Genomic DNA, 24,218 nt, shown 5'->3' with positions numbered 1-24,218 from the left:
AACATACAATTTACAATCTTTAATAATACTTAACATCACGCGTACTTGATTTGTTTTATAATAGATTTGTAAACAAGTCTACTCTTTATCAAAAGAGCGTGATGTAATGATGACGCGCAAACCTGTCTTTATCACAAGCATGGCAAGGAAAAACGATATATAGTAAAGTAGAAATTCTGCGCCAGTTATCTGTTCAATCATTACGATGATCACAACAGCAACAAAGAACCCAGGTAGGCCAAGCAGAACAGCTACAATATCAAAAAAGAACGAACCATCTCGAATCGAATTAACCGGATCCTGAGTGGTTGATTGCGACATTGTAAGCTTCGTTAGTTGATACGCGATTGGAACGAGCAAAGCCATAATAATGGCAACAACTGTCACATAGATGATTGTCATCTGGAGTATGTTTACATCAAGCATCCCAGCTTGTCTTAAGACAGTTAAAACCATCGATAAAAAGACTGGCAATGCTGCTGCTTGTATAATAATGTCGATGTAATACCCTTTTGATGACGTTTGCTTCGTAATTCTAGCAACTTCACCATCGACACAGTCAAACAAATAGCCAATGTTATAGAACAGTGCTGCAAAAACAATCGATAATGGTGTGGCAATCATAAGAGATAAGCCTGAGATAATCATAAACAATGCACTAAACCAGCTTATTGTATTTGGCTTTACACCCATTTTACAAAAAAGAATCGTAATGTAAATGGAAATTCTTCGCAGTACATACCATGACCACAAGTCTTCTTTATAACTTAACGTTTGAGACTGCTTTCGATAAGAAAGGACCTTCTCATTATCAAGAAATGTGGTCGGTAGTAATTCTTGCCCATTTTTCATGACCGGTCTTCACCTTCCAGTATTGTTTGCTAAAGTATCCGCCTACTAAACCAAGGCCTCTTGAAAAGTGAAGCAGAAAGAACTGCATGACCGTTGGAAAGTATGCACGGAAACCATGTTGTTTGATAACGCCTAGTGAAGAAACACCGATCATCATCAGATAAATGGCAACTAACGATAGTAAGCCTATTAAGAAGGCATCATTAAATAGCGCTCCAATTCCAAGGCCTGTTCCCGTAAGAAATGCCATTAAGGGAGCAAGCTGTCGAAACCTCATGACGCCTTTAGTACTTCTAGAAGCAATAATACCCCACTTGCCATCAGCGTAAGACTTTTTCACAAACGTTTTTACGCTATCCCTTGCAAAGTACGTGGAAGCAATATCACTCGATAAATAAAACTTTCCGCCTTGATTTCTAACCCTCGCGTGAAATTCTATATCTTCGCTTCTTCTTAAGTTTTCGTTGAACAATCCGGCTTTTTGGAATACTTCACGTTTGTATGCACCATAAGGAACAGTGTCTACAAGTCCTTCCCATTTGCTGGAGCTTTTTGTAATGCGGAACATCGAGTTCCCCACTCCCATAGGATGTGAGTAAACGTACGCATTAATTGTTCCCCAAAATCCTTTTCCTTCCGTTCGAATAACACCTCCAACGCAGTCCATATTTGGCTTACGCTGAATTAAGTCATAATACCCTGTTAGGAAACCTTTCGGGATCATCGTATGACCGTCTACCCTCAAAATGTACTTTCCTTTCGCATTCTGAATGGCAAGATTCCATCCTGTAGGCAGGGTTTCTTTGGGATTTTCAAACAATCGGATTCTTCCAGGATTATTTAAACTAACATCTTCTATAATATCTTTCGTTCGATCAGATGACATTCCATCAACGACTAGAATTTCATATGAATGTTGAGGAAACTCCTGTTGCAAGACACCTTCAAGCAACTTTCGTATATACCTCTCTTCATTCTTCACGACGAGAAGCACGGAAAAGAATAGTTCTTTCATTTCTTTTCATCCCTTCACAACTTCGCCTTATCTCTTTTTCTCTCTATGAGACTATTTTTAAATAAAACCTTTTCAATCTAATACTTAAGTATACATGAATTCGACTAAATAATCATTGTAAAAATAAGGTAAAATCAGATTTTTTCTTTCAATTGTGTGAACAACTTCAAGTTTGTGGTTACATCCTCATATTAATTAGTGACAGATATTAGACGCGCAATTGAATGCCTAGTGATCAATTACAGCATATGACATGCTTCGTCATATTAACTAAGATTGTGGCCTTCGAATGGCTTGTAATAAATGGCTATTCTACAAAGAGACTAGTTTTACAACTCACCTAAAAAAGAACACATATTTTTGCTTACAATGGGTATAAGGTATTTGTAGCACCAAATTAAAGGATAGTTAGTTATCGTTCCTTTACCCTACCTTACATAAATAAAACAATGAAAAGGTGTATGAATGGGAAAATGATACCGTAAATGAACGACGTTTATGAGGAATAGCATAACATTGAAAAATTAAGAAGGATACCGACTTTTGCTGTCGAAAATTCCAGTATAGTGGGATTTTTTCCATTAGAATGGGAAGCAATCCCCCCTCAGACCATTGTGCTAAAAGCATTATACTTCTTTGAGAAAAATCAGGAAAAAAGTCGGGAAATATGTTAATATTAGTAAGCACTTATTTGTAGATTAACACCAATTAGTTACTGGGAGGATTCAACATGAGAGTAAGAAAGGCCATTATACCTGCCGCTGGTCTTGGAACAAGGTTCTTACCGGCAACTAAGGCACAGCCGAAAGAAATGCTACCAATCGTGGACAAGCCAACAATTCAATATATTGTAGAAGAAGCTGTTGCAGCTGGAATTGAAGATATTATCATCGTTAGTGGTCGCGGAAAGCGCGCAATTGAAGATCATTTTGATAAATCATATGAGCTTGAAGAAACATTGATTAAAAAGCAAAAAGAAGCGATGTTAAAAGAAGTTCAGCAAATATCTAATTTAGCTAACATTCATTACATCCGTCAAAAAGAACCAAAAGGTCTTGGGCACGCAATTAACTGCGCAAGTCGCTTTATCGGCAATGAGCCTTTCGCAGTTCTACTTGGAGATGACATTGTGAAATCCGAGCAACCATGTATCGGACAGCTTATGGACAGCTACAATCGTTACCGTACGTCGATTGTCGGTGTGCAACAAGTAGCGGACGATGCCGTTTCAAAATACGGAATTATCGCGCCAAAAGGAGAACAAATCGACAATGGGATCATTCCAATTAAATCTCTTGTAGAGAAACCTTCCCTTGAAGAAGCACCATCGAACTATGCCATTTTAGGACGCTATATTTTAACTCCTGAAATTTTCTCCATTCTTGAAAACCTTCCAAAAGGGGCAGGTGGCGAAATTCAGCTTACGGATGCGATTAAAGTATTAAATGAACAGCAAGCGGTTTTTGCTCATGAATTTGAGGGCCATCGTTACGATGTTGGTGATAAATTCGGTTTCATTAAAGCAACCGTCGATTTTGCTCTCACACGTCCAGATCTTCAAAAAGATGTCATGAACTACTTAAAACAAGTGGTTGATCAAGAGTTAACCACAAAAAAGTAGACTGAACGATATGAGCTCTTCTCCATTTAAAAGCCGCGTTTCTTCAGAGAAACGCGGCTTTTATTATTTCATCTTTGCTAGCTGTTTTTCCGAGAAATCACCAGCAACGGGAAGCTTATACCGATTTCCTTGGTACGCTTTTACCATTAATACAATCCAAACAATTAAGCTTAGTGGAGGTAGAATCAGAACAGACACAATAGTACCAATCACAGGTATGACATTTAATACAAGACTGGCAATGAAGAAAGCTCCAAAAACCACTATCGACTGCATCGCATGAAAGCGGACAAACTTGTTTTCTTTTTCAATTAACAAGAAGATAATGCCTGTTACAAACCCCAACACGTAGGTCAACAGTCCTGCGACATTTTCTTCCAATCCACTAGACGTTTTTCGTGGAGTTGGCGTCATTCTCTTAGGGTTATTTCCTGCATCCACTACTATACCTCCTTCACTTATTAAATTCAGAATATTTTATTAATTTATTTTATCAAAAGCAGGAATCGAAGGGTAGTATACGAAAGTATACTACTTAGACAAATTTCGAGTAATCTTTTATAGCGGAGCGTGATACGGATGATCCTTCCAGAAAACCCCAACCATGACAAAAGTCAGGCGAAGGCTTTTCCATTTAATATTACAAGAGAAAAAGAATTAGCTACCTTCTCTCATTTGCTAGATCAAAAAGGAAGCGGTATTCTTTCAGTTTATGGCCAACCTGGAACTGGGAAAAGCGAGCTAATAACTCACTATCAAAAAGAAGCAAAGGACCGAGACGTTGTATTCTATCTTGTTAATGCGCAATATTCAAAAGCTGAACCAGCTGCTTTTCTTCAACTATTGCTCGATCAGATGGGTGCTTCAAATTTATACATCTCCCCATTAGAAGCGATCCATATGCACATTCAACATTTAGAAGAGCAAGGCATTCGGTTTGTGATTGCGATTGATTCCTACGAACGATTTGAAAATCTAGATGAATGGTTTAGGCAGTCCTTCCTTCCATCTTTACCCTCTTCAAGCATCCTCATTTTCTGCGGACGTAAGGCGCTAAATGCTTCTTGGAGAGCATCGATCTGGTACCCGTTTATCACGATGATGGAATTAAAAGGATTCAGTATAGGACAATTCGATTCTGCTTTTCAAACGCTTAAGCCCGAGCTAACAAAGCTAGCATGGGAATTTTCAAGCGGTAATCCTTATGCGCTATCCCTATGCGTGCAGAAGTTAAACGAAACGCAAGAATGGAATAAGCAAGATGAGCATAAAATTTATCGCACTGTTGTAAAGGAATGGCTTAGTGAGCTTAAAGATGATCACCTCCTCCCTTACATAGAAGTAGCCTCGATTGGGCGCTACATTCAACAGGAAAAGCTTGAGGTTATGCTTGATCGAACTATACCGCGAAAAGATTTCGAAGCGCTCGTCTCACTTTCCTTTTTTGAAGAAACCGAATCCGGCTGGCAGTTGAATATGCTTTTCCAACGTGCGATGCGAGATGATTTGAGAAGGAGGAAGCCTTCTTATTATCATCAGCTCTGGAAACGCGCTTTGCTCTACTGTCGTTCCTTTTTTAACTTCGATCGCCTAATCGATTCTAATGAAATTAGCGAGTTTTTCTATTTACTTGGAGAACCGATAATGGGAGCGGCGCTATTTGATCATGAAACATTACCCACATACACAATGACTTCAGCAAATCAGGATGATTGGAATGAGATCCTTCCATATATAGAAGAGAATGCTCTTGTCAGCGAAGATCTCCCGCCTGCCTACGTGGTGGATAATCAAAAGGAAGAAACAGTTAAGCACCTCAATAAACAGGAACCTTCTTTTATCACAAAAGAAACTATTGAGTCTGTGGGAATTGAACATGTAAAGTTGCTTCGACAAAGAAATGGAATTGTGAAAGGAATAGCGTTCTTAATTCCCATTCAGGCAAACACCCTTAGAAAATTGCAGACTAGTCCAGTAACGAGAAGTTACTTCAAGAGGATACCCGCCGCGGAAGAAAGGCGCATTCTTTCTCAAGATACGCCATCGGGGTGGGTCATTCGATACCTTGGCGTGAAAAGCCCCAAACAGATGGAAGATCAAAAAGCACTCCTTTATCATCTTCTTCCTCTCGTGCTAACCGAAGGGATTCTTGTTGCCTCGACGCCCCTACCATTCTATCAAGAGTTGTTAGAACAGTTTCGCTTTCATGAAATACCAGAAGCGATGCATTTTGACTATGGTCCAAATCGTCCTTCTAAAACCTATGAACTGGATTTACGAAATGCTCGTCTTTCCCACTATCTTGAAACATTCGCCAGTGCCCTTGGCGTAAATCTAACTGAGATTCCCCACCATTCCTACCAATTCACCGCGCGTGAACAGGAAGTGGTTTCGCTTGTTATTCAAGGTTACTCAAACGCTAAGCTAGCTCAGTCGCTTTCTTTAAGTGAAGTAACGATAAAAAAACATCTGAGCCGTATTTATGAGAAAATTGGAGTGAAAAACCGTACTCAGCTTACCCGTGTTATGCTTGAGAGAAAATGAACGGGGCACGTGCCTGACCCCCGCCACTTTAAAGAGGTGAAGCTATGAAGCAAACGAAAGTCTATCTGGTTCGGCATGCACACTCAACATATTCTCCAGATGAATATGGGAGGGAGCTATCCGAAGCTGGCAGAAAAGACGTAAAGTTGTTAACCCAACAAATGTTGGAGAGGCATATTGACGTCATCTTATCTAGCCCTTACAAGCGAGCGATTCAGACAGTAGAAGGCATCGCTAAGCATTACAATAAGGAAATCCAGATCATTGAAGCATTTAAAGAAAGAACGCTTGCCGAAAAACCAGTTGAACATTTCCAAGAAGCCATTGAAGCTGTTTGGCGTAATGAAACGTATGCTCATCCAGGCGGAGAATCCAATGAAGAAGCGCGTAACCGCGGCATCCGTGCACTGAAGGAAATACTCAACAGCTATTATGGACAAAGCATAGCCATTGGAACGCACGGAAATTTAATGGTATTAATCATGAGGCATTTTGATCGTCAGTACGATGTCAATTTCTGGCGTAGTCTGGATATGCCTGACGTTTATTGTCTGACATTTGACGGAGAAACCTTGCTAAATGTCGAGAGAATATGGAATAGAACAAATTAAAACGACGGCTTGCCGTCGTTTTCTTGTGAGGTTTAGAGCTATTCCAATAATCCTTCTTGCTTAAGCTTCTCTTCCACGCTTCCTGTTATGTTGCGATTGTCCGCATTTTCCGGACCCTTTCCGTGGAAGTCCTCGCTACAGTGTGATTGCGTTAAGTAAAAAGCATTATAAAGTAAGCGACGCTCCGCTACTGTAATGCCGCTATTTGGGAAAAGATACGTACACTTTGTCTCGATGGGGGTGCGCTTATCTTTTTGATCAACGTAATAAAATTCATCCGTAACCGCTCCATATTCCATATCTTCCGTTGATGTTAAGTACGTCCCATCTTGATTGTAAGGAATCACTGTAAATCCTTTTTCCTTTTTCAACTTTGGAGCGCCTTCTACGTTATAGATGACAATCAGTTTTCCTTCAAATCCTTCTGGAACTAAATGAATGGTATCCGTTGTATCGTGTTGAACCGTTGTAGCCTGCGATGAACAAGAAGCAGTCACGATGATTACTAGACTTAAAACCAACAGCCTGAGCCAATGCATTCGCTTCCCCCCTGACCATTTATACCCTTTTTCATTTCGACGGTGACTGTCTCACTTCCTTCCTTCTACAGTTTTGAAAAAAATCATTCCTATTTACTCCACGGTGTGCGCTTTGGCCAATTTTACGAAGCAAAGCGCACCAGAATCAAAAAAATCCCGCTTCCTAATCGAAGCGGGATTTCTCTTTCTTTATACAGCAATATCTTTCTCAATTGCGTTAGAATCATTAAATTTCTTATGATTAAACTTACCAAGAATACGAGATGTGAGTGTACCTGACGTCATCGCACCGTTTACGTTAAGCGCCGTACGCCCCATATCGATAAGCGGCTCAACTGAGATAAGAAGTCCTGCTAAATAAACAGGCAAGTTCATTGAAGAAAGCACAATTAAGGCTGCAAAAGTGGCTCCGCCGCCAACACCAGCGACGCCGAATGAACTAATGCCTACGATCAACACAAGCTGAATTAAAAACCCTGGGCTAAGTGGATCGATGCCAACTGTTGGTGCAATCATCACTGCGAGCATCGCAGGATAGATGCCGGCACAACCGTTTTGACCAATCGTAGCGCCAAACGAAGCTGACATATTCGCTGTTCCTTCATCCACCCCAAGACTATTTTTCTGTGCAGAAATATTTAATGGAATGGTTCCAGCACTTGAGCGTGAAGTAAACGCAAATGTAAGTACAGGTAACACCTTTTTTAAATAAGTGAGTGGATTTAATCCGCCTGTCGCAATGAGAATCAAATGAATGATAAACATTACAAGTAAAGCGAGATATGATGCGAGAACAAATTTCCCGAGTTCCAGAATTCCAGCTACGTTCGTCTGAGCGACCGTTGTTGCCATCAAGCCCATGATGCCAAAAGGTGTTAAGCGAAGTACAAGCGTCACGATACGCATCACAATCGCATAAACGGCATTAACACCTTTTGTGAATACAGCAGCCTGCTCTGGATTTTTCCTTCGTACCCCGAGTGCCGCAATCCCAACGATTGCAGAGAAAATAACGACTGCAATTGTAGAAGTTGGGCGAGCTCCAGTCATATCTTCAAACGGATTCGCTGGGATAAAAGCAAGGATCTTATCCGGCGTACTCATATCTTTTACACTACCAAGGGTTTCTTCAAGATAGCTCCCTCGGTCCTGCTCCGCCTGCCCTGCTTCAATTTGCTCGGCGTTCAAGTCAAAAATAAGCGAGCTTCCGACGCCAACAATTGCCGCAACCATCGCTGTCGAAACAAGAATGCCAATAATCCAACCTGACATCTTTCCAAGCTCTGACGTTTTCTCAAGATTTGTAATGGATTGGATGATCGAAACCATTACAAGTGGAATAACAATCATCATCAGCAATCGAACATATCCACTACCGACAATGCTATACCAATCGGATGTTTGACTCACAATCTCCGAACTAGCCCCAAACGCAATTTGCAAGTAAACCCCCAGTGCTACACCGAAACCTAATCCGGCAAAAACCCGCTTACTAAAAGATACATGCTTCTGTTGCATCTTAATTAATACACCAATAAGAACAAGTAAAATGGCAATATTCACAATAACTAAAAATGTATCCATACTAAATTCCCCCTTATGTTTTTTTCTTTTGGACAAACTATATAATCCTTATAAGTTTAGTCGGCATTAATCTAAAATACTACCATATTGTGGCACTGTCAAGCGGGACAGTGCCTGTCACCCCCCGTTATTTGTCGAATGGGGAGAAGAAGACTGAGGAAATCTCCTTCTTAAGGATGAGAGAAAAACCGAACCGCTGGCCGGTTTAATTCACTCTGTTGCGGCGTAGAATGAGAGTAACAAAAGAAACAGAGGAGGTGCTTCTAATGGAAAACATTTATGTGCTTGAACAAGACATTATCAACCGCCGCTAACATCTAAATACTAAAAGGAGGAATTTCAATGACCATCTTATTGCTTATCAAGAACGTCTTTAAAACAAATCCTCATGACGAGCAGCACCTACGTGAACACCATAATCGCCACCTTGACCTGCTCGCAAGATCTCCTTACCATAGCTAGCCCCCTGGATGTTCACGTAGCCAGGGGACTTTTTCTTGTATTTAGCAATCAGCTCAGGTTAACGTTAGTTGCAACGCTTCTAAACCTCGTATCGCTTCTATAACATCAGTTTTCGAAACGGCTGACTCCGCGGGAAAATGAATTGACTCGCCTTCTTTCGTCGCGAATTCAGCAATCACATCACCGACACCTTCTACACTGGCAGACTGAATACCGAGTGACTCCAATGAGAGCGGCAAACCAATTTGCTCATAGAATGAAAATAACCCTCTTACTTCCTCCCACTCTCCTTCTAAAACAAGCTGTACTAAAATACCGTATGCAACCTTTTCACCATGAAGAAACGAATGTGTCTGTGCAACATGGGTTAACCCATTATGAATCGAGTGCGCTCCAGCAATTCGTCCGTAGCCATCACCGAGTCCACCCACCATTCCACCTGATAAAAGATTCGTTTCAACTACGCGGATGAATGAATCGCTCAAATGACCTTTTTGCTGATCTTGAACCGCTTGATCACCGTCCTTCACAAGTACATCGCGGCAGCTTTTAGCAACCTCATAGGCTAATTGTACAGAGACATGCATTGAAGGTAAGCCTTCAATTAACGCTCTCGCTTCATACCATTTGGCAAGCGTATCACCGATTCCCGCTCGTAAATAAGCGATCGGTGCCCGCAAAAGAATTTCGGGCTCTACAAGAACAAGATATGTACTTCTCGGAAAAATAGTATACGTAATAAATTCGCCTTCATCTGTATACTTCACACTAAGGGGTGTTGTGGCCGCGCACGTAGAAGCAAGCGTTGGCACAAGTGCTACATCTATATTAATTTCGTCACCAACGGCTTTGGCAACGTCGAGCACTTTTCCGCCTCCAACGCCTAAAATCAAATCAGCCTCGTGAATACTTGCTAATTCAGCTTGTCTTGCAATTTCTGTTTCAGAACACTCGCCACTGTAAGTAGAGTATGCCGTATGAAAATCAGAAAGATCCGGAAAGTATTCTTGAGCCGCTTCCCATGACCGTTGTCCTGAAAGAACAAATACTTTCTTAAAACGTCCTAACTTAAGTAGCCTCGGTAATTCGCGAAGCACTCCTTTGCGACATTCATAGTGACCAGGCGTTGCTCTTACTTGTATCGCTTCCATTTTACGTTCCTCCTAAGCTCGCTGGATCCATTCTTTGTTTAGTTCTTTTAATGAAGAAACTCCCGCTAACGAGAGGGAGATAAAGAGGTCTTCTTTAAGCTGCTTTAACATCTGTTGTACCCCTACTTCTCCATCTACCGCAAGTCCATAAAGATAGGGGCGACCAACAAATACAGCGTCAGCCCCAAGTGCAAGTGCCTTAACGATGTCCGAGCCACGTCTAATCCCACTATCAAATAAGATTGTCAGCTCATCACCGACTTCCTTTTTAATAGAAGAAAGAGCATCAAGAGAAGAAAGACACCCATCAAGCTGACGTCCTCCATGATTGGAGACGACAATCCCTTCAATGCCAAAATTAACTGCAGACTGCGCATCCTCTGCACTCAAAATTCCTTTTAAATAAATCGGAAGCTTCGTGATGCTTCTCAAATACGTAATGTCCTCCCAACAGAGAGAGGGTTTATAGAAAACCTTTTTCATTTCATCTAAAATGGAACCATTTTTAGACAAACTTAATCGTTCATTGAACACAGGATCAGCTTTATAGTTTGCAATCCCCTTACCAAGAAGAAAAGGAGAATAACGATTGGAGCGATCCCGCTCTCGATACCCAAGCATCGTCGTATCCACCGTTATCACAATCGCTTCATACCCAGCAGACTCAGCTCGCTCTACCAAACTTTTAGCGATAGCAGAATCATTCGGATAGTAGAGTTGAAACCACTTTGTGCCATGACTTGCAAATGCAATCTCTTCCATGGAATAAGAAGAAACCGTGCTTGAAACAAACGGGAGATCTTCTTTTGCAGCAGCCCGAGCTGTCGCAAGCTCTCCTTCTTCGTGAACAATCCCCTGCATCCCAATTGGCGCAAGAAGTATCGGTGCCGCAATTTCAGTTCCATTCACCTTCACTTGTGTTGAAAGGTGCGATACATCTTTTAAAAACCGAGGGACAAGTTTCCACTGCTCAAACGCTTGGCGGTTCGCCCGAAGCGTTTCCTCAGCTCCAGCACCACTCTGAACATAATCAAAAACTTCCCTAGGTAATCTATGTTTCGCCACTTTCTCCAACTGCTCATACTGAACAGGAAAAGTTGTATCTGCGATCATACTCGTCAAATCTCCTTCCACCTAATCCTTTTTCAATCGAGCCGATAAACTATTCCCAAACGACTGCAGCCCCTGCACCAGGACAATAAGCAAAAAGACGGTCACGTACATGACATCAACTTCATACCTCAAGTGCCCATAGCGGTAAGCAAGATCTCCAAGACCACCTGCACCAACAAGACCAGCCATAGCTGTTGCACCAATTAAGCCGATCGTGGCAATCGTTAACCCAAGCACAATCGAGGAGCGCGATTCTCTGACAAGTACATGCCAGATGATGTGCCTCGTTTTGACGCCCATCGCTTCATACGCTTCCACGACACCGCGATCCACTTCAAGTAAAGCGGACTCCATCAGCCTCGCAATGTACGGAGCAGTAAAAACAACAAGCGGCACAATGACGCCTTTCACGCCAATTGTTGTGCCTGCAATCATTTTCGTAAAAGGTAAAATGAAAAAAAGTAGAATAATGAAGGGAATCGATCGGATCACATTGATAACCGCATTTAGTAAGCGAAAAAGAACCTTGTTCTCAAGTGCTTTTTCAGGTCGTGTTAATACGAGCAGAACGCCTAGCGGAAGCCCGATTAATACTGAGATCAGGAGGGAGATTCCCACCATCTGAAACGTTTCTATAATGGCTTTCCAAATATCTGCTCCCCATAGGTCGAGGAATTCCGAAATTTTAGCTGACATGTGCCTCCACCTCCTGAACATAACCTTCGACGACAACGCCACTTTCTTCTAGAAAGGCGACAGCTCGATTCGTTTCATCCGCATTCCCTTCCAAATGAACAACAAGTCTGCCAAATGGTTGATCTTTTAACTGCGTAATATTTCCGGCTAAAATGGACGGATATACATCAAACTTTTTACTAACATGAGCAAGAGCAGGACTTCCAGAGCGCTCGCCGATAAAAGAAAGATTTACGATCTGACCGCTTTCTTTCAAACGCGTAACGAGCGCCTCTGGCAGCTCATCTTGAAAGAGCGACTGTACAAATCGTTTTGCTGTGGATGTGGCCGGTTGACTAAAGATATCAACCACTCTGCCTTGCTCGATCACCTTCCCATTCTCCATCACGGCTACTTCATGACAGATTTTCTGAACTACATGCATTTCGTGAGTAATGAGTAAAATGGTAATACCAAAATCACGATTAATTTGTTCCAACAGGGCTAAAATGGATTCGGTTGTATCAGGGTCAAGAGCACTTGTTGCTTCGTCACATAAAAGAACTTCCGGCTCGTGAGCAAGCGCACGTGCGATAGCGACGCGCTGTTTTTGACCGCCAGAGAGCTGGGAAGGATAAGCATCGCGCTTATCCGATAGCCCAACAATCTCTAAATATTTAGCCACACGTTTTTCAATTTCTTTTTTCGGAACCCCTGTTAACTTTAGCGGAATTGCAATGTTTTGGTGAACGGTACCTGTTTTCAACAAGTTAAATGATTGAAAGATCATGCCAATTCGCTGTCTCGTTTTTTGAAGCTTACCCGTTGATAAGGAAGTGAGCTCAATATCGTTTATAAACACTTTTCCATCCGTCGGTCGCTCTAAGAGGTTTACCATGCGGACAAGCGTACTTTTACCAGCACCGCTATACCCGATAACCCCATAGATGCTTCCTTTTTCAACTTGTAACGAAACATCGTCGACTGCCTTTGTTACCGTCTCGCCACTTTTATACGTTTTCGTAATATTTTCTAATCGAATCATCTCACTCACTCCTCTTTCGAATTACCAGGATGCTACGACAGATCCGTTAAATTCGTCCTGAATAAACTGCTTCACTTCATCTGACTGATAGTAGTCTACTAGCTTTTGAATCCGCTCATCCTCTTTGTTCTCCGTTTTCGTTGCGATCACGTTCACCCAAGGGGAATCTTCTGGCTCCATTTCAAGAGAATCTTCTTTCGGAACACGGCCACTTTCCATCGCAAAGTTCGTATTAATCGCCGCAATGGCAAGCTCACCTAGCTGTCTCGGAATCTGCGAAGCTTCGAGTGGTACAAACTCAAGGTTATTAGGATTTTTCTCAATGTCTTTAATTGTCGCTTCAACACCTACTCCGTCTTTTAACTCAATAATCCCAGCTTCCTCAAAAAGCATTAGCGCTCTCGGTTCACCAGTTGAGTGGTTTGGCAATCCGACTTTGTCACCTTCCTGCAATTCATCAAGACTCTTATATTTATCGGAATAAATACCCATTGGAAAATTAATCGTTGTCGCTACTTTCGAAAGCTCTAACCCACGTTCTTTCACAAAGTCATCTAAATACGGCTCATGTTGAAACACGTTTGCATCAAGTTCCCCTTCATCAAGCGCCTTGTTCGGCATAACGTAGTCATTAAATGCAATCACTTCAATCTCAAATCCATCTTCCGCTGCTACTTCCTTTACTTTGTTCATCACATCTTCATGTGGCCCAGCCGTTACCCCAACCTTAAGTGGACCATCTTCAGAATCTCCAGAAGCTTCGTTTCCTGAACAAGCTGCCAGGAAAATCAGTAAAAGTGCACCAAGTAAGTAAAATGATTTCTTCATCCGTAAATCTCCTCCTGTAGTATGTAATCATGTAAAGCGTTCTAGCACTAAAACTTAAAAGCATAAAACTCCCTTTAGCGGTTAGCGGTCGATCCCTCCCAATAAAAAAACTCCCTCTGTAAGAACAGAGAGAGTTGAGTGATTTTGAATGACAAATCAGCCGTGCTTGAACTCCCTCTCATCTTTCAAACGATTGCTCGTTTGCTGGAATTAGCACCTTTCTCACGAACTGAGATGGTTGCCGGGCGTCATAGGGCCAGTCCCTCTGCCACTCTTGATAAGAGTTTTCAATATTATTTAACTATTTTCAATAGTATAGTATCTTTCTTTAAGGTCGTCAAGGGCAGATTAAGAAAAACCGCGAGTGCCTGTCACTCCCCGTTATTTGTCGAAAGAAGCCCTTCTCCTATAAATTCATTCGATATGTTTCTCCCAGATTGATAGACTTGCTCTATATTTCTAAGGTTCTCAATGTTTTCGATTGGATTTCCATTTACAAGGAGGAGGTCTGCCTTCTTACCTGGTTCAATGGATCCAGTGACACTATCGACTTGTAAAAGTTGTGCCGCGGTTATAGTTGAAGCTTTTAGTGCATCGATTGGACGCATTCCACTCTCAACCATCAACTTCACTTCGGTTACGTAATCACCATGCAGGTTAAAGGGAGTGCCCGCATCACTTCCAGTAGCGATTTTCACGCCTGCTTGATAAGCTTTTATAAAACTTTCACGATGATCCGTCATCACCGCTTCAGCTTTGCGAACGGCATCCTCAGGAATACCAGCTTCTATACCATTTTCAACAATATGGAACGGTGCTGCGAGCGTCGGAACTAAATGTGTTCCATGGTGAATCATCAACTCAATCGCTTCATCGTCCAAGAAAATTCCATGCTCAACCGAAGTGATTCCAGCTCGAATAGCATTCTTAATTCCTGTAACTCCTTGTGCGTGAGCTGCAGTTGTCTGACCTGCATGGTTTGCTTCTTCACATGCTGCTCTCATCTCAGTCTCACTCAACTGAGGTGATCCTGGTTCAACACCAGTGGTCATCACTCCCCCTGTTGCCATCAACTTGACAACATCCGCCCCCTTTTTTAACAATAGACGAGCTGACTTCCGCACCTCTGTTTCTCCATCTGCTTCCACAGCCATCACATGGCCATGCCCTCCTGTCATCACGATAGGCTCACCGCTCGCAACAATACGAGGTCCGCTGACGACACCTTTTTTCACTGAATTGCGAAACGAAATGTCAACATGATCTTTAGCTCCGAGACTTCGTACGGTTAAAACACCTGCAGAAAGATGCAAATGAGCATTTCGAATCGCACGAAAAGCCATCTCTGCTTCTGTTTCCTTTAGCATAACTTCGAACGGATCAGGTTCTCCATCCATTGTGAGATGAACGTGACAATCGATCAAAGCTGGTAACACGGTTTTACCATCAGCGTAAATAACAGTATCTGCTTCAATATTTCTCGCTTTTTCCCCAACAGCACGGACTTCCTTTTCATTGAAAGCAACTGCTGAATCTTCCAGCCACTCTTCACCAGTAAAAATGCTTCCTTTGATGACCGTGATCATTCGTATCCTCCTCCCACCGATAAAATCATTTCTTTCACACCATCAAAAAGAGTTTGCATGGGCCACCCAGTAAGTTCAGGCTCCTTCAGCACCAGTTCAAAAGAAGGTGGCAAATGAACAAACCCAGCCTTCATTTTAAAATCATTCTTTTTAATGTAATGAAGCATTTGATACATCACGTAATTACAAAGATAGGTGCCTGCAGAATTTGAAATAGAAGCTGGGATTCCTTTTTTATGAAGGGAATCTACCATCTCACGAATTGGCAAAGTACTAAATAAACCATTCTCGCCGTCTATTTCAATTGGTTCATCTACAGGAGTCTTACCAGCATTATCTTTCACACCATCATTGACGTTGATCGCAATACGCTCGGGAGTAATCTTCTTGCGACCTGCTGCTAATCCAAGCAACAATACAACGTCAGGTTCAATATCCTCTACATGCGCAAAAAGCTCTTCTGAAGCTCGACCAAATTCAACCGGAAGCACTCTACCTGATACGTTAAAGTCACCGATTACCTGTGAATCCAACCCTTTTGCAATCGTTTCAGTAGGATTAATTGGATGAGATAAAAAAGGTTGGAAACCTGTTAGTAGGAGTCTCTTCATATTTAGCACCCTCCAGAATGCTGTTCAAACCAGCCAGCAAGATGCTTCAACCGCTCAACACGAAGCTCTGGATGGCCACTTCGGGATAAATTGTGGTCTGAATCTGGAAATCTGACAAATGTTGTCTTTTTCCCTCGATGTTTTAACGCGATATACAGCTGTTCACTTTGCTCGATGGGGCAGCGGTAATCCTTTTCACTATGAAGGATCAGCAGTGGTGTTTGGATATGATCTACATACTTTAATGGTGAGTGATGCCATAGCTTATCAGGATTCTCATCTAAATCACTGCCGACTTCCCACTTTGTGAAAAAGTATCCAATATCACTGACCCCATAAAAGCTCTGCCAGTTTGAAATTGACCGTTGCGTGACGGCTGCATTAAATCGATCCGTCTTACCAACGATCCAGTTCGTCATAAAGCCTCCATAGCTCCCACCTGTTACAAAAAGCCTCTCTGCATCTATAAAGGAAAATTTTTCAATTGCAATGTCGACTCCAGCCATTAGATCTTCAAAATCTCCACCACCATAGTCACCGCGACATCCATTCACAAATTCTTGCCCATAGCCGTGACTACCGCGAGGATTGGTAAACAACACAGCATATCCTTTCGCAGCAAGAATTTGAAATTCATGCATAAACGAATGCCCATACATCATATGGGGGCCTCCGTGAATCTCGAGAATCATCGGATATTGCTTTCCTTCTTCAAAACCTACCGGCTTCATCATCCACCCTTGAACAGTTAGCCCATCCTTCCCAGAGTATGTAAATTTTTCAGGCGACGAAACCGTATATTTCTGATGGAATTCAGTGTTACCGTCCGATACTTGCACCTCCTGCACGTCGTCTTCCTTAAACGTCACAGTATAAATATCCCCGATGCTTTCAGGGTCACTAATCGCAACCACCGCTTCGTCCGCCTTCGCGTTGTAGTGTAGAGCGTAGTGGTGCCTGTCACCGCCCGTTATTCGTCGAATCCCTTCATTCTGGTCTGTGTAGTAAATTCCTGTGTTGCCTTTCTCACTTGCGAGAAAGTACAGCCCAGAACTATCCGAATTCCACTGAGCTCCCGCAAGGGCATTCCCCCAGTGCAAATCAGAAATTAAGACGTCGGTACACTCGAGGTCAACGTTCTCTGTTAAACAACGAAACGTCTTCGTTGCGAGATCGACCGTCCAAACTTTATTTAACGTTGCTCCTTCATGTACAAAATCATGACCGATGAAGGAGAGGCTTTCCCCATCAGGGGACCAGTTCGGCGCCATAAAGCTTCCTCCATCTTCATTTAAACGCTCTGGCTCACTCCCTTCAATCTGCTGAACATAAAGATCCGATCGCATATATGACCCCTGCTCTTCGTACCGGCTTTGAACATAGGCAACTTGTTTTCCATCGGGTGCCCAAGCTGGAAATGAATGATCAAAAGGTGCATCTGTTAACCATGTCACATTTCCAGAGCCTGTCGTCACATCTACCTGAACAACCTGCAAATGAGATGCATCAAGGAACCCCTGTCCATCTGCTTTATAACGTAAATCAGTCACAACAAGCGGCTTTTTACCTGCGCTCTTTTCTTCGTCAGCCTCAGCTTCTCCATCTTTACTTAACACGAGGAGCGAAGATCCATCTGGCTTCCACACAGGTGCCGAAGCTCCCTTCTTCAGGGCTGTCAACTGTCTCGCTTCTCCTCCATCTGTCGAAATCAACCAGATCTGCTTCTCACCAGAACGGTCTGATACGAAAGCGATCGTCTTTCCGTCCGGTGACCATCGTGGAGAATGATCTTTGTACTCGCCAGACGCAGCAGTCCAATCGTGCTCAATACCAGTATTACGGTTGACCAGGACCAGGTTTGACGCATACTCTTTTTTCTCTGTAATCACTTTTTTAACATAAACTACGAAATCTCCCTTTGGCGAGAGCTGTGGATCTCCCACAAACGTTACTTCATACAACGATTCCTCGCTCATCACATCTTGCTTCTTATCCATTTTCACTTCCATGATCGACACTTCCTTTCTTTTCTTCAAACTCCTCTTACATCATTAGAACTCCTGCAAACGAAAGCAGACTGAGGCCAGCTCCAATGCCGAAGCATACCGTAATCCCTGCTCTCATCACCCGCTCTTTCCAAAATTGAAAACCACGATCCTCTTTCAATTGATCATCTACACGCTGCATCGCACGCGAACGTGGCGTAACCAAACTCTGAATCTTGTAAAACCCTTCAAACAATAATCCGAGAAATCCAGTTCGAAGAATAAGAAGAAAAGCCCCGGAGGTAAGCCCAATAATTCCCCAATAAAAAGCCTCATTCACTAATTTCAGGGTACCAATTCCATCAGATCCCCAAAGAACTACCGAACAAATCGCCGAAAGAATCAACGATATAATAAACTTCCACATTCCAAACGTCCCCTTTCATAAGCCTAAAGGAAGACCCGCTCTTAAAGCAGATCTTCCTGGGGCTTACCTCTCTATTTCCTTTCTGCAAAACGGAGGTCTGGGTAGCGGTTGACAGGATAAACAATGCCTTCAAAATCAGTAGATGTTAAAAAGTTCTGAGAATAATGATAGACAGGCATAAACGGCATATCTTCCATTAGCACATCCTCTGCTTCATGCAAAATCTTCATACGCTCTTCTTCATCCTGAACTTCCTTCGATTCCGCCATAAGAGAATCATATTTTTCATTCACCCAGTTTGTTCTGTTGTTCGGGCTATCTCCGAGATAATAATCTAGAATTGGCGTTGGATCGACGTAGACACCAATCCACCCCATACGCGCCATCTGGAAGTTCCCCTGCTTCGTAGTATCAAGGTACGTTTTCCATTCCTGGTTATTTAACGTCACGTTAACACCAAGGTTTTGCTTCAGCATTTCCTGCACACCCTCAGCGATTTTCTTATGGTTGTCTGACGTATTATACATAAGCTCTACTGAAGGAAGCTCATCCCATCCTTCTTCTTCCTTCGCTTCTTCAATCAATTGTTTCGCATCTTCATAGTCTTCATCGAAATAGTTCTCTTTTTGTTCACGAAAATCACCGTTAGGCGTATCAACACCTTTTGGTACGAAGGCATAAGCTGGCGTTTCCCCACCTTGAGCAATTTCCTCAGTAATCGATTCACGATCAATCGCCATCGCGAATGCTTTACGAACCTTAGGATTTGTAAAAGGTTCTTTATCTACGTTAAACATGTACATGTATGTTCCGAAATACGGTTTGATTTTAAAGTCTTCACTATCCTTTTCAGATGAAATCACATCAATTGGAAGTGTATGAATCATGTCAAGCTCACCTGATTTATACATTTGGTAGTATGTTGTTGCATCATTCACCATTTTCCATGTGATTTTCTCCATGTTGATGTTGTCCTTATCCCAGTACTCATCATTCTTCGTAACAGACAGCTCATTATCATGCTCCCAAGTATTCATTGCATATGCACCGTTACTTACAAGACCATCTGCTTCAGCTGCCCAGTTCTCATTCTCTTCCACCACGGACTGATTTACAGGATAATAACTCCAGAATGAAAGGAGCTTTTCGATAAATCCAGTCGGCTCTTTCAATTCTAGTTTTAACGTCTTATCGTCCACGGCTGTTACGCCCACATCTTCAACTGATCCGTCGCCTTTGTTATACGCTTCTGCACCTTTCAAGTAGTAGAGATAGAATGCAAACGAGCTTCCAGTTTCAGGGTTCAAAATACGTTTCCACGCGTATTCAAAATCACCAGCTGTGACGGGATCTCCGTTCGACCACTTCGCATCTCTCAATGTAAACGTGTACGTTCGCTTATCTTCAGACACCTCTGTCTCTTCTGCAATCGCTGGTTCAATTTCACCACTTTTGTTCTTTCGATACAGCCCTTCAAATAGATGATCGATGACCCACCCTGATGTCGTATCTGTCGCCAGTGCTGGATCGAGAGATGGTGGCTCACTCGTCGCATTCACTGTGATTTCTTGACTCGAATTCCCGTCACCTGACGACTCTTCACCGCCACCACATGCTGCAAGAAATGGAATGACGGTTAAGACCATCAACAAACTATAAATGATTTTTTTCATACTCTTTTCCCCCTTTAGTTTCATTAAAAAGATGACAGGCAACCCAATGGTTTTCTCTTGCTTCTTTCCACTCCGGTACTTCTTTGCTGCAAATATCCATCGCATGCGCACACCTTGTACGGAATCGGCATCCAGAAGGTGGGGTGATCGGACTTGGTAAATCACCTTCTAGCACAATCCGCTCTCTCGTAGACGCTTCTTTTGGATTGGGTATCGGAATAGCTGAAAGTAGCGCTTGCGTGTAAGGATGAAGCGGATCATCAAACAATGACTCGCTATCCGTTAACTCGACAAGTTGACCAAGATACATGACGCCGATTCGATCACTGATATGCTTGACCATCCCAAGATCGTGCGCGATAAAAAGGTAGGTGAGACCTTCCTCTTCTTTTAAATCCTCTAATAAGTTCACAATTTGCGCCTGAATTGATACGTCCAGCGCAGAAATGGGCTCATCCGCTACGATAAAATCTGGATTGACTGCAAGTGCCCTGGCGATCCCGATCCGCTGTCGCTGACCGCCACTAAATTCATGTGGATAACGTCTTGCATGCTCGGCATCGAGACCTACCTTTTTCAAAAGCTCATAAACTCGCTCTTTCCTCTCTTTTCCTTTTAAAAGGCCATGCGCATCGATGCCTTCCGCAATAATGTCGATGATTCTCATCCGTGGATTTAACGATGCGTGTGGGTCCTGAAAAATCATTTGCATCGTTCGATTTAACTCTCTCGCTTCCTTTCCTTTTAGAGAGGTTGTCTCTTTTCCACCGAAGACAATCCGCCCATCTGTTGCTTGGTGGAGACCGACGATGGTTCTGCCTAGCGTCGACTTTCCACTACCACTTTCACCTACAAGACCGAACGTTTCCCCCTTGTTAATGAAAAATGAAATATCATCTACTGCTTTTACGGCTTCATTTCGCCCTACGTTAAAATACTTTTTAACTTTTTGTACTTCAACTAATGGCTCACTCATCATCTCTCACCTCCTGCAGCTACAAAGTCTTTGACGCTTGGTGCTTGGGAATCATTTAGCCAACATCTCGCGGAATGAGTTGGGGAGCTTTTCGTTACGTCAGGCATCTGGTCAACGCAAATCTCCATCGCATACTCACACCGTGCGGCAAATGGGCATCCGACTGGTGGCGCAAATAAATCTGGCGGGGACCCTTCAATTGGTACGAGACGACTTTTCTCGTGGTTTCCTTTCTCATATTTCGGTACCGAATGGAGTAATCCCCACGTATAGGGATGTTTGGGTGCTTCAAAAATTTCTTCCACTTCGCCACTTTCAATTACGACACCTGCATACATGACGGCTACACGCTGAGCAACTTCGGCCACGACACCGAGATCATGGGTAATCAAAATAATAGAGGTATCAAGTCGCTTCTGGATGTCTTTCAATAAATCTAGAATTTGCGCCTGAATCGTGACGTCCAGTGCTGTCGTAGGCTCATCCGCAATCAAGAGCTTCGGCTCACAGGATAAAGCCATCGCAATTAACACCCGCTGGCGCATCCCCCCACTCAACTCGTGTGGATACTGCTTGTAGCGTTTTTCTGGATTTGGAATGCCGACGAGATGAAGAAGTTCAATGACTCTTGCATAGACCTGACTTTTCGAGTAGTTTGTATGCTTCTTAATCGCTTCAGCAATCTGACTACCGATTCTCATCGTTGGGTTGAGGGACGTCATCGGATCCTGTGAAATCAACCCGATCTCTGACCCTTTTAGCTTTTGCATCTTTTTCTTTGGAAGTCCGAGAATTTCTTCACCATTAAACGTCACGCTCCCCCCTTTGATCATGCTTACCTTCTTCGGAAGCAGTCCCATAATGGATTGAGCCGTCACGCTCTTACCGCAACCACTCTCACCAACGATCGCAAGAACCTCACCCTGATCAATGTGAAAATCAACTCCTCGTACTGCCTTTACTTCTCCGCCATATGTTTTAAACGATACTTTTAAATCATTGACCTCTAGTAATCGACTCACTCTTTTTCCTCCTTACTGCTTTGACTGTGGATCTAGCGCATCTTGAAGGCCATCTCCAAATACATTAAAGGCAAACATCGTTAAAGAAATCATGAATCCTGGGAAGAAAAGCCTCCACCACTGACCTGTTAAAATAACACCGAGTGCATCATTTGCCATCGTTCCCCAACTTGCAATCGGTGCTTGAACGCCTAGCCCGATAAAGCTTAAGAAGGATTCTGCGAAAATGGCCTGAGGTATCGTAAAAGTAAGATTTACAATAATAATTCCGATCATATTCGGGAATAAATGGCGCCAGATAATCCTACGGTGAGGTGTCCCGAGTTTTTCCGCTGCAGCAACATATTCCTGTTCTTTAAGTTGAAGAATTTGTCCCCTTACGATCCGTGCCATGCCAACCCATCCTGTAATTGATAGCGCAATAATAATCGTCCAAAGTCCAGGCTTCATCACAACAAGTAGAAGGATGACAACAAGTAAATAAGGAATGCCGTATAATATTTCTACGATGCGCATGAGAAAGCCATCTACGCGATCACCGAATTTTCCGCGACCGGCCATGTATCCAGAAATCCCACCTACTAGAAGACCAAGAATTAAATCGATAGCGGCTGCCGCGAGGCCAATCGTCAAGGAAATTCTCGCACCATACCATGTCCTCGCCCACATATCTCTTCCGAGCGAGTCGGTACCAAACCAATGCTCACCATTCGGCGCAAGGTTTTTACCAGACAGATTCTGATCCGAGTAGTTGAATGGGACTAGATGTGGTCCGATAATAGCAAGTATGGAAATGATAATAAGAAGAATAAGGCCAAGTATGGCAAGCTTATTCTTAAGGATCTTCATTGTTGTATCTTTCCATTGACTGATGCTCGGTCGAACAATTTTCTCGTTCTCGAACCTACTCCGATCAACGGGACGGAATAGCGTATCACTCTTTTGTTCGATCATGTTACTCCCCCTTGCTGCTTAATTTAATTCTTGGATCCACAATTCGATACGAGATGTCGACAAGAAACAATGTCACAATCAAAATCGTACTGAAGAAAATAGTTGTTCCAAGAATAACTGGGAAATCTCTGTTAAAGATGCTGTCAACGAAATATTTACCGATTCCTGGTATCGCGAAAATTTTCTCGATAACAAATGTCCCTGTTAGTAAGAACGCAGCCAGCGGACCAATAAACGAAATAACTGGGATAAGCGCGTTTCGAATTCCATGCTTAATCACAATGCCAGTTATCGCCAACCCTTTCGCATCAGCTGTTTTAATATAATTTTGATTCATCACTTCCAGCATGCTTGATCGCATAAACCGTGCCACAATCGCGAGTGGCGCTGTAGCCAGGGCAACGGATGGAAGAATTGTATGTTGCCACGTTCCCCATGAAGCAACCGGGAACATCCCCCAATCGACCGCAAAATAATTGATCAGTAACGGAGCGAGAATAAAGCTTGGAATCGAAATACCTAGAATAGCAAAACCCATTGATGCATAGTCTAGAATTCCGTTATGATTCAATGCAGCAATAATCCCAAGCAGTAGCCCAAAGACGAGTGCAATTACAAGGGATTGTAAGCCGAGTACTGCAGATGCCGGGAAACCGTCGGCAATTAGCGTATTAACATCTCTCGTTTCTGACTGAATGGATGGACCAAGATCAAATTGAGCCAGGTCTTTTAAATAAAGAACATATTGAACGGGTAATGGCTCGTCCAAATTAAATTTCGCCCGCATGTTTGCAAGTACTTCTTCTGGAAGAACATCAGCGTCAGACGCAAACGGATCACCCGGTATCGAATGCATAATAATAAACGTTAACGTTGTGATCACCCAGATCGTCAGAAGCATCGTTAAAATTCGTTTCACAATGTACAAGTACCTCTCCCCTTTC

At 42.8% G+C, this 24,218-nt stretch carries 22 protein-coding genes and 1 riboswitch; of the genes, 3 read left to right on the top strand and 19 right to left on the bottom strand.

Annotation, left to right across the window (positions count from 1 at the left end):
* Positions 1-78: 78 nt before the first annotated feature.
* Positions 79-852 (bottom strand): CDP-alcohol phosphatidyltransferase family protein, encoded by a 774-nt coding sequence (locus tag PQ511_RS07645; RefSeq protein WP_273851313.1) that lies wholly within the window; start codon positions 850-852, stop codon positions 79-81.
* Positions 812-1,867, bottom strand: a complete 1,056-nt coding sequence (locus PQ511_RS07640; protein WP_273851312.1) for a glycosyltransferase family 2 protein — start codon at positions 1,865-1,867, stop codon at positions 812-814. The genes PQ511_RS07645 and PQ511_RS07640 overlap by 41 nt, the downstream gene beginning before the upstream one ends.
* A gap of 730 nt (positions 1,868-2,597) precedes the next feature.
* Here PQ511_RS07640 and galU point away from each other — a divergent pair.
* Positions 2,598-3,488 carry a UTP--glucose-1-phosphate uridylyltransferase GalU gene (gene galU, locus PQ511_RS07635; RefSeq protein WP_273851311.1) on the top strand — a complete coding sequence of 297 codons (891 nt, stop codon included), beginning with the start codon at positions 2,598-2,600 and terminating at the stop codon, positions 3,486-3,488.
* 63 nt (positions 3,489-3,551) lie between these two features.
* On the opposite strand, the gene PQ511_RS07630 is transcribed toward galU, so the two are convergent.
* Entirely contained in the window at positions 3,552-3,929 is a 378-nt protein-coding gene (locus PQ511_RS07630) for a DUF4870 domain-containing protein (protein ID WP_273851310.1), read from the bottom strand.
* Positions 3,930-4,067: 138 nt separating this feature from the next.
* Here PQ511_RS07630 and PQ511_RS07625 point away from each other — a divergent pair, with 138 nt between their 5' ends.
* A complete protein-coding gene (locus tag PQ511_RS07625) occupies positions 4,068-6,032 on the top strand; it encodes a LuxR C-terminal-related transcriptional regulator (RefSeq protein WP_273851309.1) in 1,965 nt (654 codons plus the stop codon).
* Positions 6,033-6,076: 44 nt separating this feature from the next.
* A complete protein-coding gene (locus PQ511_RS07620; RefSeq protein ID WP_273851308.1) occupies positions 6,077-6,643 on the top strand; it encodes a histidine phosphatase family protein in 567 nt (188 codons plus the stop codon).
* A gap of 38 nt (positions 6,644-6,681) precedes the next feature.
* Here the strand turns inward: PQ511_RS07620 and PQ511_RS07615 are convergent, their stop codons facing one another.
* From PQ511_RS07615 to PQ511_RS07540, 16 genes are all read right to left on the bottom strand, one after another.
* Positions 6,682-7,182, bottom strand: coding sequence for a DUF6843 domain-containing protein (locus PQ511_RS07615; RefSeq protein WP_273851307.1), 501 nt, complete (start codon positions 7,180-7,182; stop codon positions 6,682-6,684).
* A gap of 189 nt (positions 7,183-7,371) precedes the next feature.
* Positions 7,372-8,766 (bottom strand): L-cystine transporter, encoded by a 1,395-nt coding sequence (locus PQ511_RS07610; RefSeq protein WP_273851306.1) that lies wholly within the window; start codon positions 8,764-8,766, stop codon positions 7,372-7,374.
* Between the two features lie 515 nt (positions 8,767-9,281).
* Positions 9,282-10,379, bottom strand: a complete 1,098-nt coding sequence (locus tag PQ511_RS07605; protein WP_273851305.1) for an iron-containing alcohol dehydrogenase family protein — start codon at positions 10,377-10,379, stop codon at positions 9,282-9,284.
* Positions 10,380-10,391: 12 nt separating this feature from the next.
* Positions 10,392-11,492, bottom strand: coding sequence for an alpha-hydroxy acid oxidase (locus PQ511_RS07600; RefSeq protein WP_273851550.1), 1,101 nt, complete (start codon positions 11,490-11,492; stop codon positions 10,392-10,394).
* Positions 11,493-11,513: 21 nt separating this feature from the next.
* Positions 11,514-12,188 carry a methionine ABC transporter permease gene (locus PQ511_RS07595; RefSeq protein ID WP_273851304.1) on the bottom strand — a complete coding sequence of 225 codons (675 nt, stop codon included), beginning with the start codon at positions 12,186-12,188 and terminating at the stop codon, positions 11,514-11,516.
* Positions 12,178-13,212, bottom strand: a complete 1,035-nt coding sequence (locus PQ511_RS07590; protein ID WP_273851303.1) for a methionine ABC transporter ATP-binding protein — start codon at positions 13,210-13,212, stop codon at positions 12,178-12,180. Before PQ511_RS07590 ends, PQ511_RS07595 begins: the two co-directional genes overlap by 11 nt.
* Before the next feature lie 21 nt (positions 13,213-13,233).
* The gene (locus tag PQ511_RS07585; protein ID WP_273851302.1) at positions 13,234-14,040 is read right to left on the bottom strand and encodes a MetQ/NlpA family ABC transporter substrate-binding protein; all 807 of its coding nucleotides are present in this window, start codon (positions 14,038-14,040) and stop codon (positions 13,234-13,236) included.
* 175 nt (positions 14,041-14,215) lie between these two features.
* Positions 14,216-14,324: riboswitch (SAM riboswitch) on the bottom strand.
* Between the two features lie 87 nt (positions 14,325-14,411).
* Positions 14,412-15,626 carry a metal-dependent hydrolase family protein gene (locus tag PQ511_RS07580; RefSeq protein WP_273851301.1) on the bottom strand — a complete coding sequence of 405 codons (1,215 nt, stop codon included), beginning with the start codon at positions 15,624-15,626 and terminating at the stop codon, positions 14,412-14,414.
* Positions 15,623-16,237, bottom strand: coding sequence for a pyroglutamyl-peptidase I (locus PQ511_RS07575; RefSeq protein WP_273851300.1), 615 nt, complete (start codon positions 16,235-16,237; stop codon positions 15,623-15,625). Before PQ511_RS07575 ends, PQ511_RS07580 begins: the two co-directional genes overlap by 4 nt.
* 2 nt (positions 16,238-16,239) lie before the next feature.
* The gene (locus tag PQ511_RS07570) at positions 16,240-18,246 is read right to left on the bottom strand and encodes an alpha/beta hydrolase family protein (protein ID WP_273851299.1); all 2,007 of its coding nucleotides are present in this window, start codon (positions 18,244-18,246) and stop codon (positions 16,240-16,242) included.
* A gap of 34 nt (positions 18,247-18,280) precedes the next feature.
* Positions 18,281-18,649, bottom strand: a complete 369-nt coding sequence (locus tag PQ511_RS07565; RefSeq protein WP_273851298.1) for a DUF3899 domain-containing protein — start codon at positions 18,647-18,649, stop codon at positions 18,281-18,283.
* A 71-nt stretch (positions 18,650-18,720) separates the two neighbouring features.
* Positions 18,721-20,322, bottom strand: a complete 1,602-nt coding sequence (locus tag PQ511_RS07560; protein ID WP_273851297.1) for a peptide ABC transporter substrate-binding protein — start codon at positions 20,320-20,322, stop codon at positions 18,721-18,723.
* A complete protein-coding gene (locus tag PQ511_RS07555; protein WP_273851296.1) occupies positions 20,303-21,298 on the bottom strand; it encodes an ABC transporter ATP-binding protein in 996 nt (331 codons plus the stop codon). Before PQ511_RS07555 ends, PQ511_RS07560 begins: the two co-directional genes overlap by 20 nt.
* A complete protein-coding gene (locus PQ511_RS07550) occupies positions 21,298-22,320 on the bottom strand; it encodes an ABC transporter ATP-binding protein (RefSeq protein ID WP_273851295.1) in 1,023 nt (340 codons plus the stop codon). Before PQ511_RS07550 ends, PQ511_RS07555 begins: the two co-directional genes overlap by 1 nt.
* A 12-nt stretch (positions 22,321-22,332) precedes the next feature.
* Complete coding sequence (locus tag PQ511_RS07545; RefSeq protein WP_273851294.1) at positions 22,333-23,274, bottom strand: ABC transporter permease; 942 nt, start codon at positions 23,272-23,274, stop codon at positions 22,333-22,335.
* Between the two features lies 1 nt (position 23,275).
* Positions 23,276-24,202 (bottom strand): ABC transporter permease, encoded by a 927-nt coding sequence (locus PQ511_RS07540; protein ID WP_273851293.1) that lies wholly within the window; start codon positions 24,200-24,202, stop codon positions 23,276-23,278.
* Positions 24,203-24,218 lie beyond the last annotated feature (16 nt).

This window comes from Guptibacillus spartinae (genome assembly GCF_028610625.1).
Classification (GTDB): domain Bacteria; phylum Bacillota; class Bacilli; order Bacillales; family Guptibacillaceae; genus Guptibacillus; species Guptibacillus spartinae.
The sequence above is the reverse complement of the archived record's forward strand: the minus strand, read 5'-3'. Positions and strand labels throughout refer to the sequence as shown.

Coding starts and splice junctions, on each gene's coding strand:
- PQ511_RS07545 (WP_273851294.1), bottom strand. CDS start 23,274: ATGATCGAACAAAAGAGTGATACGCTATTCCGTCCCGTTGATCGGAGT.
- PQ511_RS07565 (WP_273851298.1), bottom strand. CDS start 18,649: ATGTGGAAGTTTATTATATCGTTGATTCTTTCGGCGATTTGTTCGGTA.
- PQ511_RS07610 (WP_273851306.1), bottom strand. CDS start 8,766: ATGGATACATTTTTAGTTATTGTGAATATTGCCATTTTACTTGTTCTT.
- PQ511_RS07615 (WP_273851307.1), bottom strand. CDS start 7,182: ATGCATTGGCTCAGGCTGTTGGTTTTAAGTCTAGTAATCATCGTGACT.
- galU (WP_273851311.1), top strand. CDS start 2,598: ATGAGAGTAAGAAAGGCCATTATACCTGCCGCTGGTCTTGGAACAAGG.
- PQ511_RS07580 (WP_273851301.1), bottom strand. CDS start 15,626: ATGATCACGGTCATCAAAGGAAGCATTTTTACTGGTGAAGAGTGGCTG.
- PQ511_RS07625 (WP_273851309.1), top strand. CDS start 4,068: ATGATCCTTCCAGAAAACCCCAACCATGACAAAAGTCAGGCGAAGGCT.
- PQ511_RS07555 (WP_273851296.1), bottom strand. CDS start 21,298: ATGAGTGAGCCATTAGTTGAAGTACAAAAAGTTAAAAAGTATTTTAAC.
- PQ511_RS07645 (WP_273851313.1), bottom strand. CDS start 852: ATGAAAAATGGGCAAGAATTACTACCGACCACATTTCTTGATAATGAG.
- PQ511_RS07590 (WP_273851303.1), bottom strand. CDS start 13,212: ATGATTCGATTAGAAAATATTACGAAAACGTATAAAAGTGGCGAGACG.
- PQ511_RS07570 (WP_273851299.1), bottom strand. CDS start 18,246: ATGGAAGTGAAAATGGATAAGAAGCAAGATGTGATGAGCGAGGAATCG.
- PQ511_RS07600 (WP_273851550.1), bottom strand. CDS start 11,492: ATGATCGCAGATACAACTTTTCCTGTTCAGTATGAGCAGTTGGAGAAA.
- PQ511_RS07595 (WP_273851304.1), bottom strand. CDS start 12,188: ATGTCAGCTAAAATTTCGGAATTCCTCGACCTATGGGGAGCAGATATT.
- PQ511_RS07575 (WP_273851300.1), bottom strand. CDS start 16,237: ATGAAGAGACTCCTACTAACAGGTTTCCAACCTTTTTTATCTCATCCA.
- PQ511_RS07560 (WP_273851297.1), bottom strand. CDS start 20,322: ATGAAAAAAATCATTTATAGTTTGTTGATGGTCTTAACCGTCATTCCA.
- PQ511_RS07640 (WP_273851312.1), bottom strand. CDS start 1,867: ATGAAAGAACTATTCTTTTCCGTGCTTCTCGTCGTGAAGAATGAAGAG.
- PQ511_RS07620 (WP_273851308.1), top strand. CDS start 6,077: ATGAAGCAAACGAAAGTCTATCTGGTTCGGCATGCACACTCAACATAT.
- PQ511_RS07605 (WP_273851305.1), bottom strand. CDS start 10,379: ATGGAAGCGATACAAGTAAGAGCAACGCCTGGTCACTATGAATGTCGC.
- PQ511_RS07585 (WP_273851302.1), bottom strand. CDS start 14,040: ATGAAGAAATCATTTTACTTACTTGGTGCACTTTTACTGATTTTCCTG.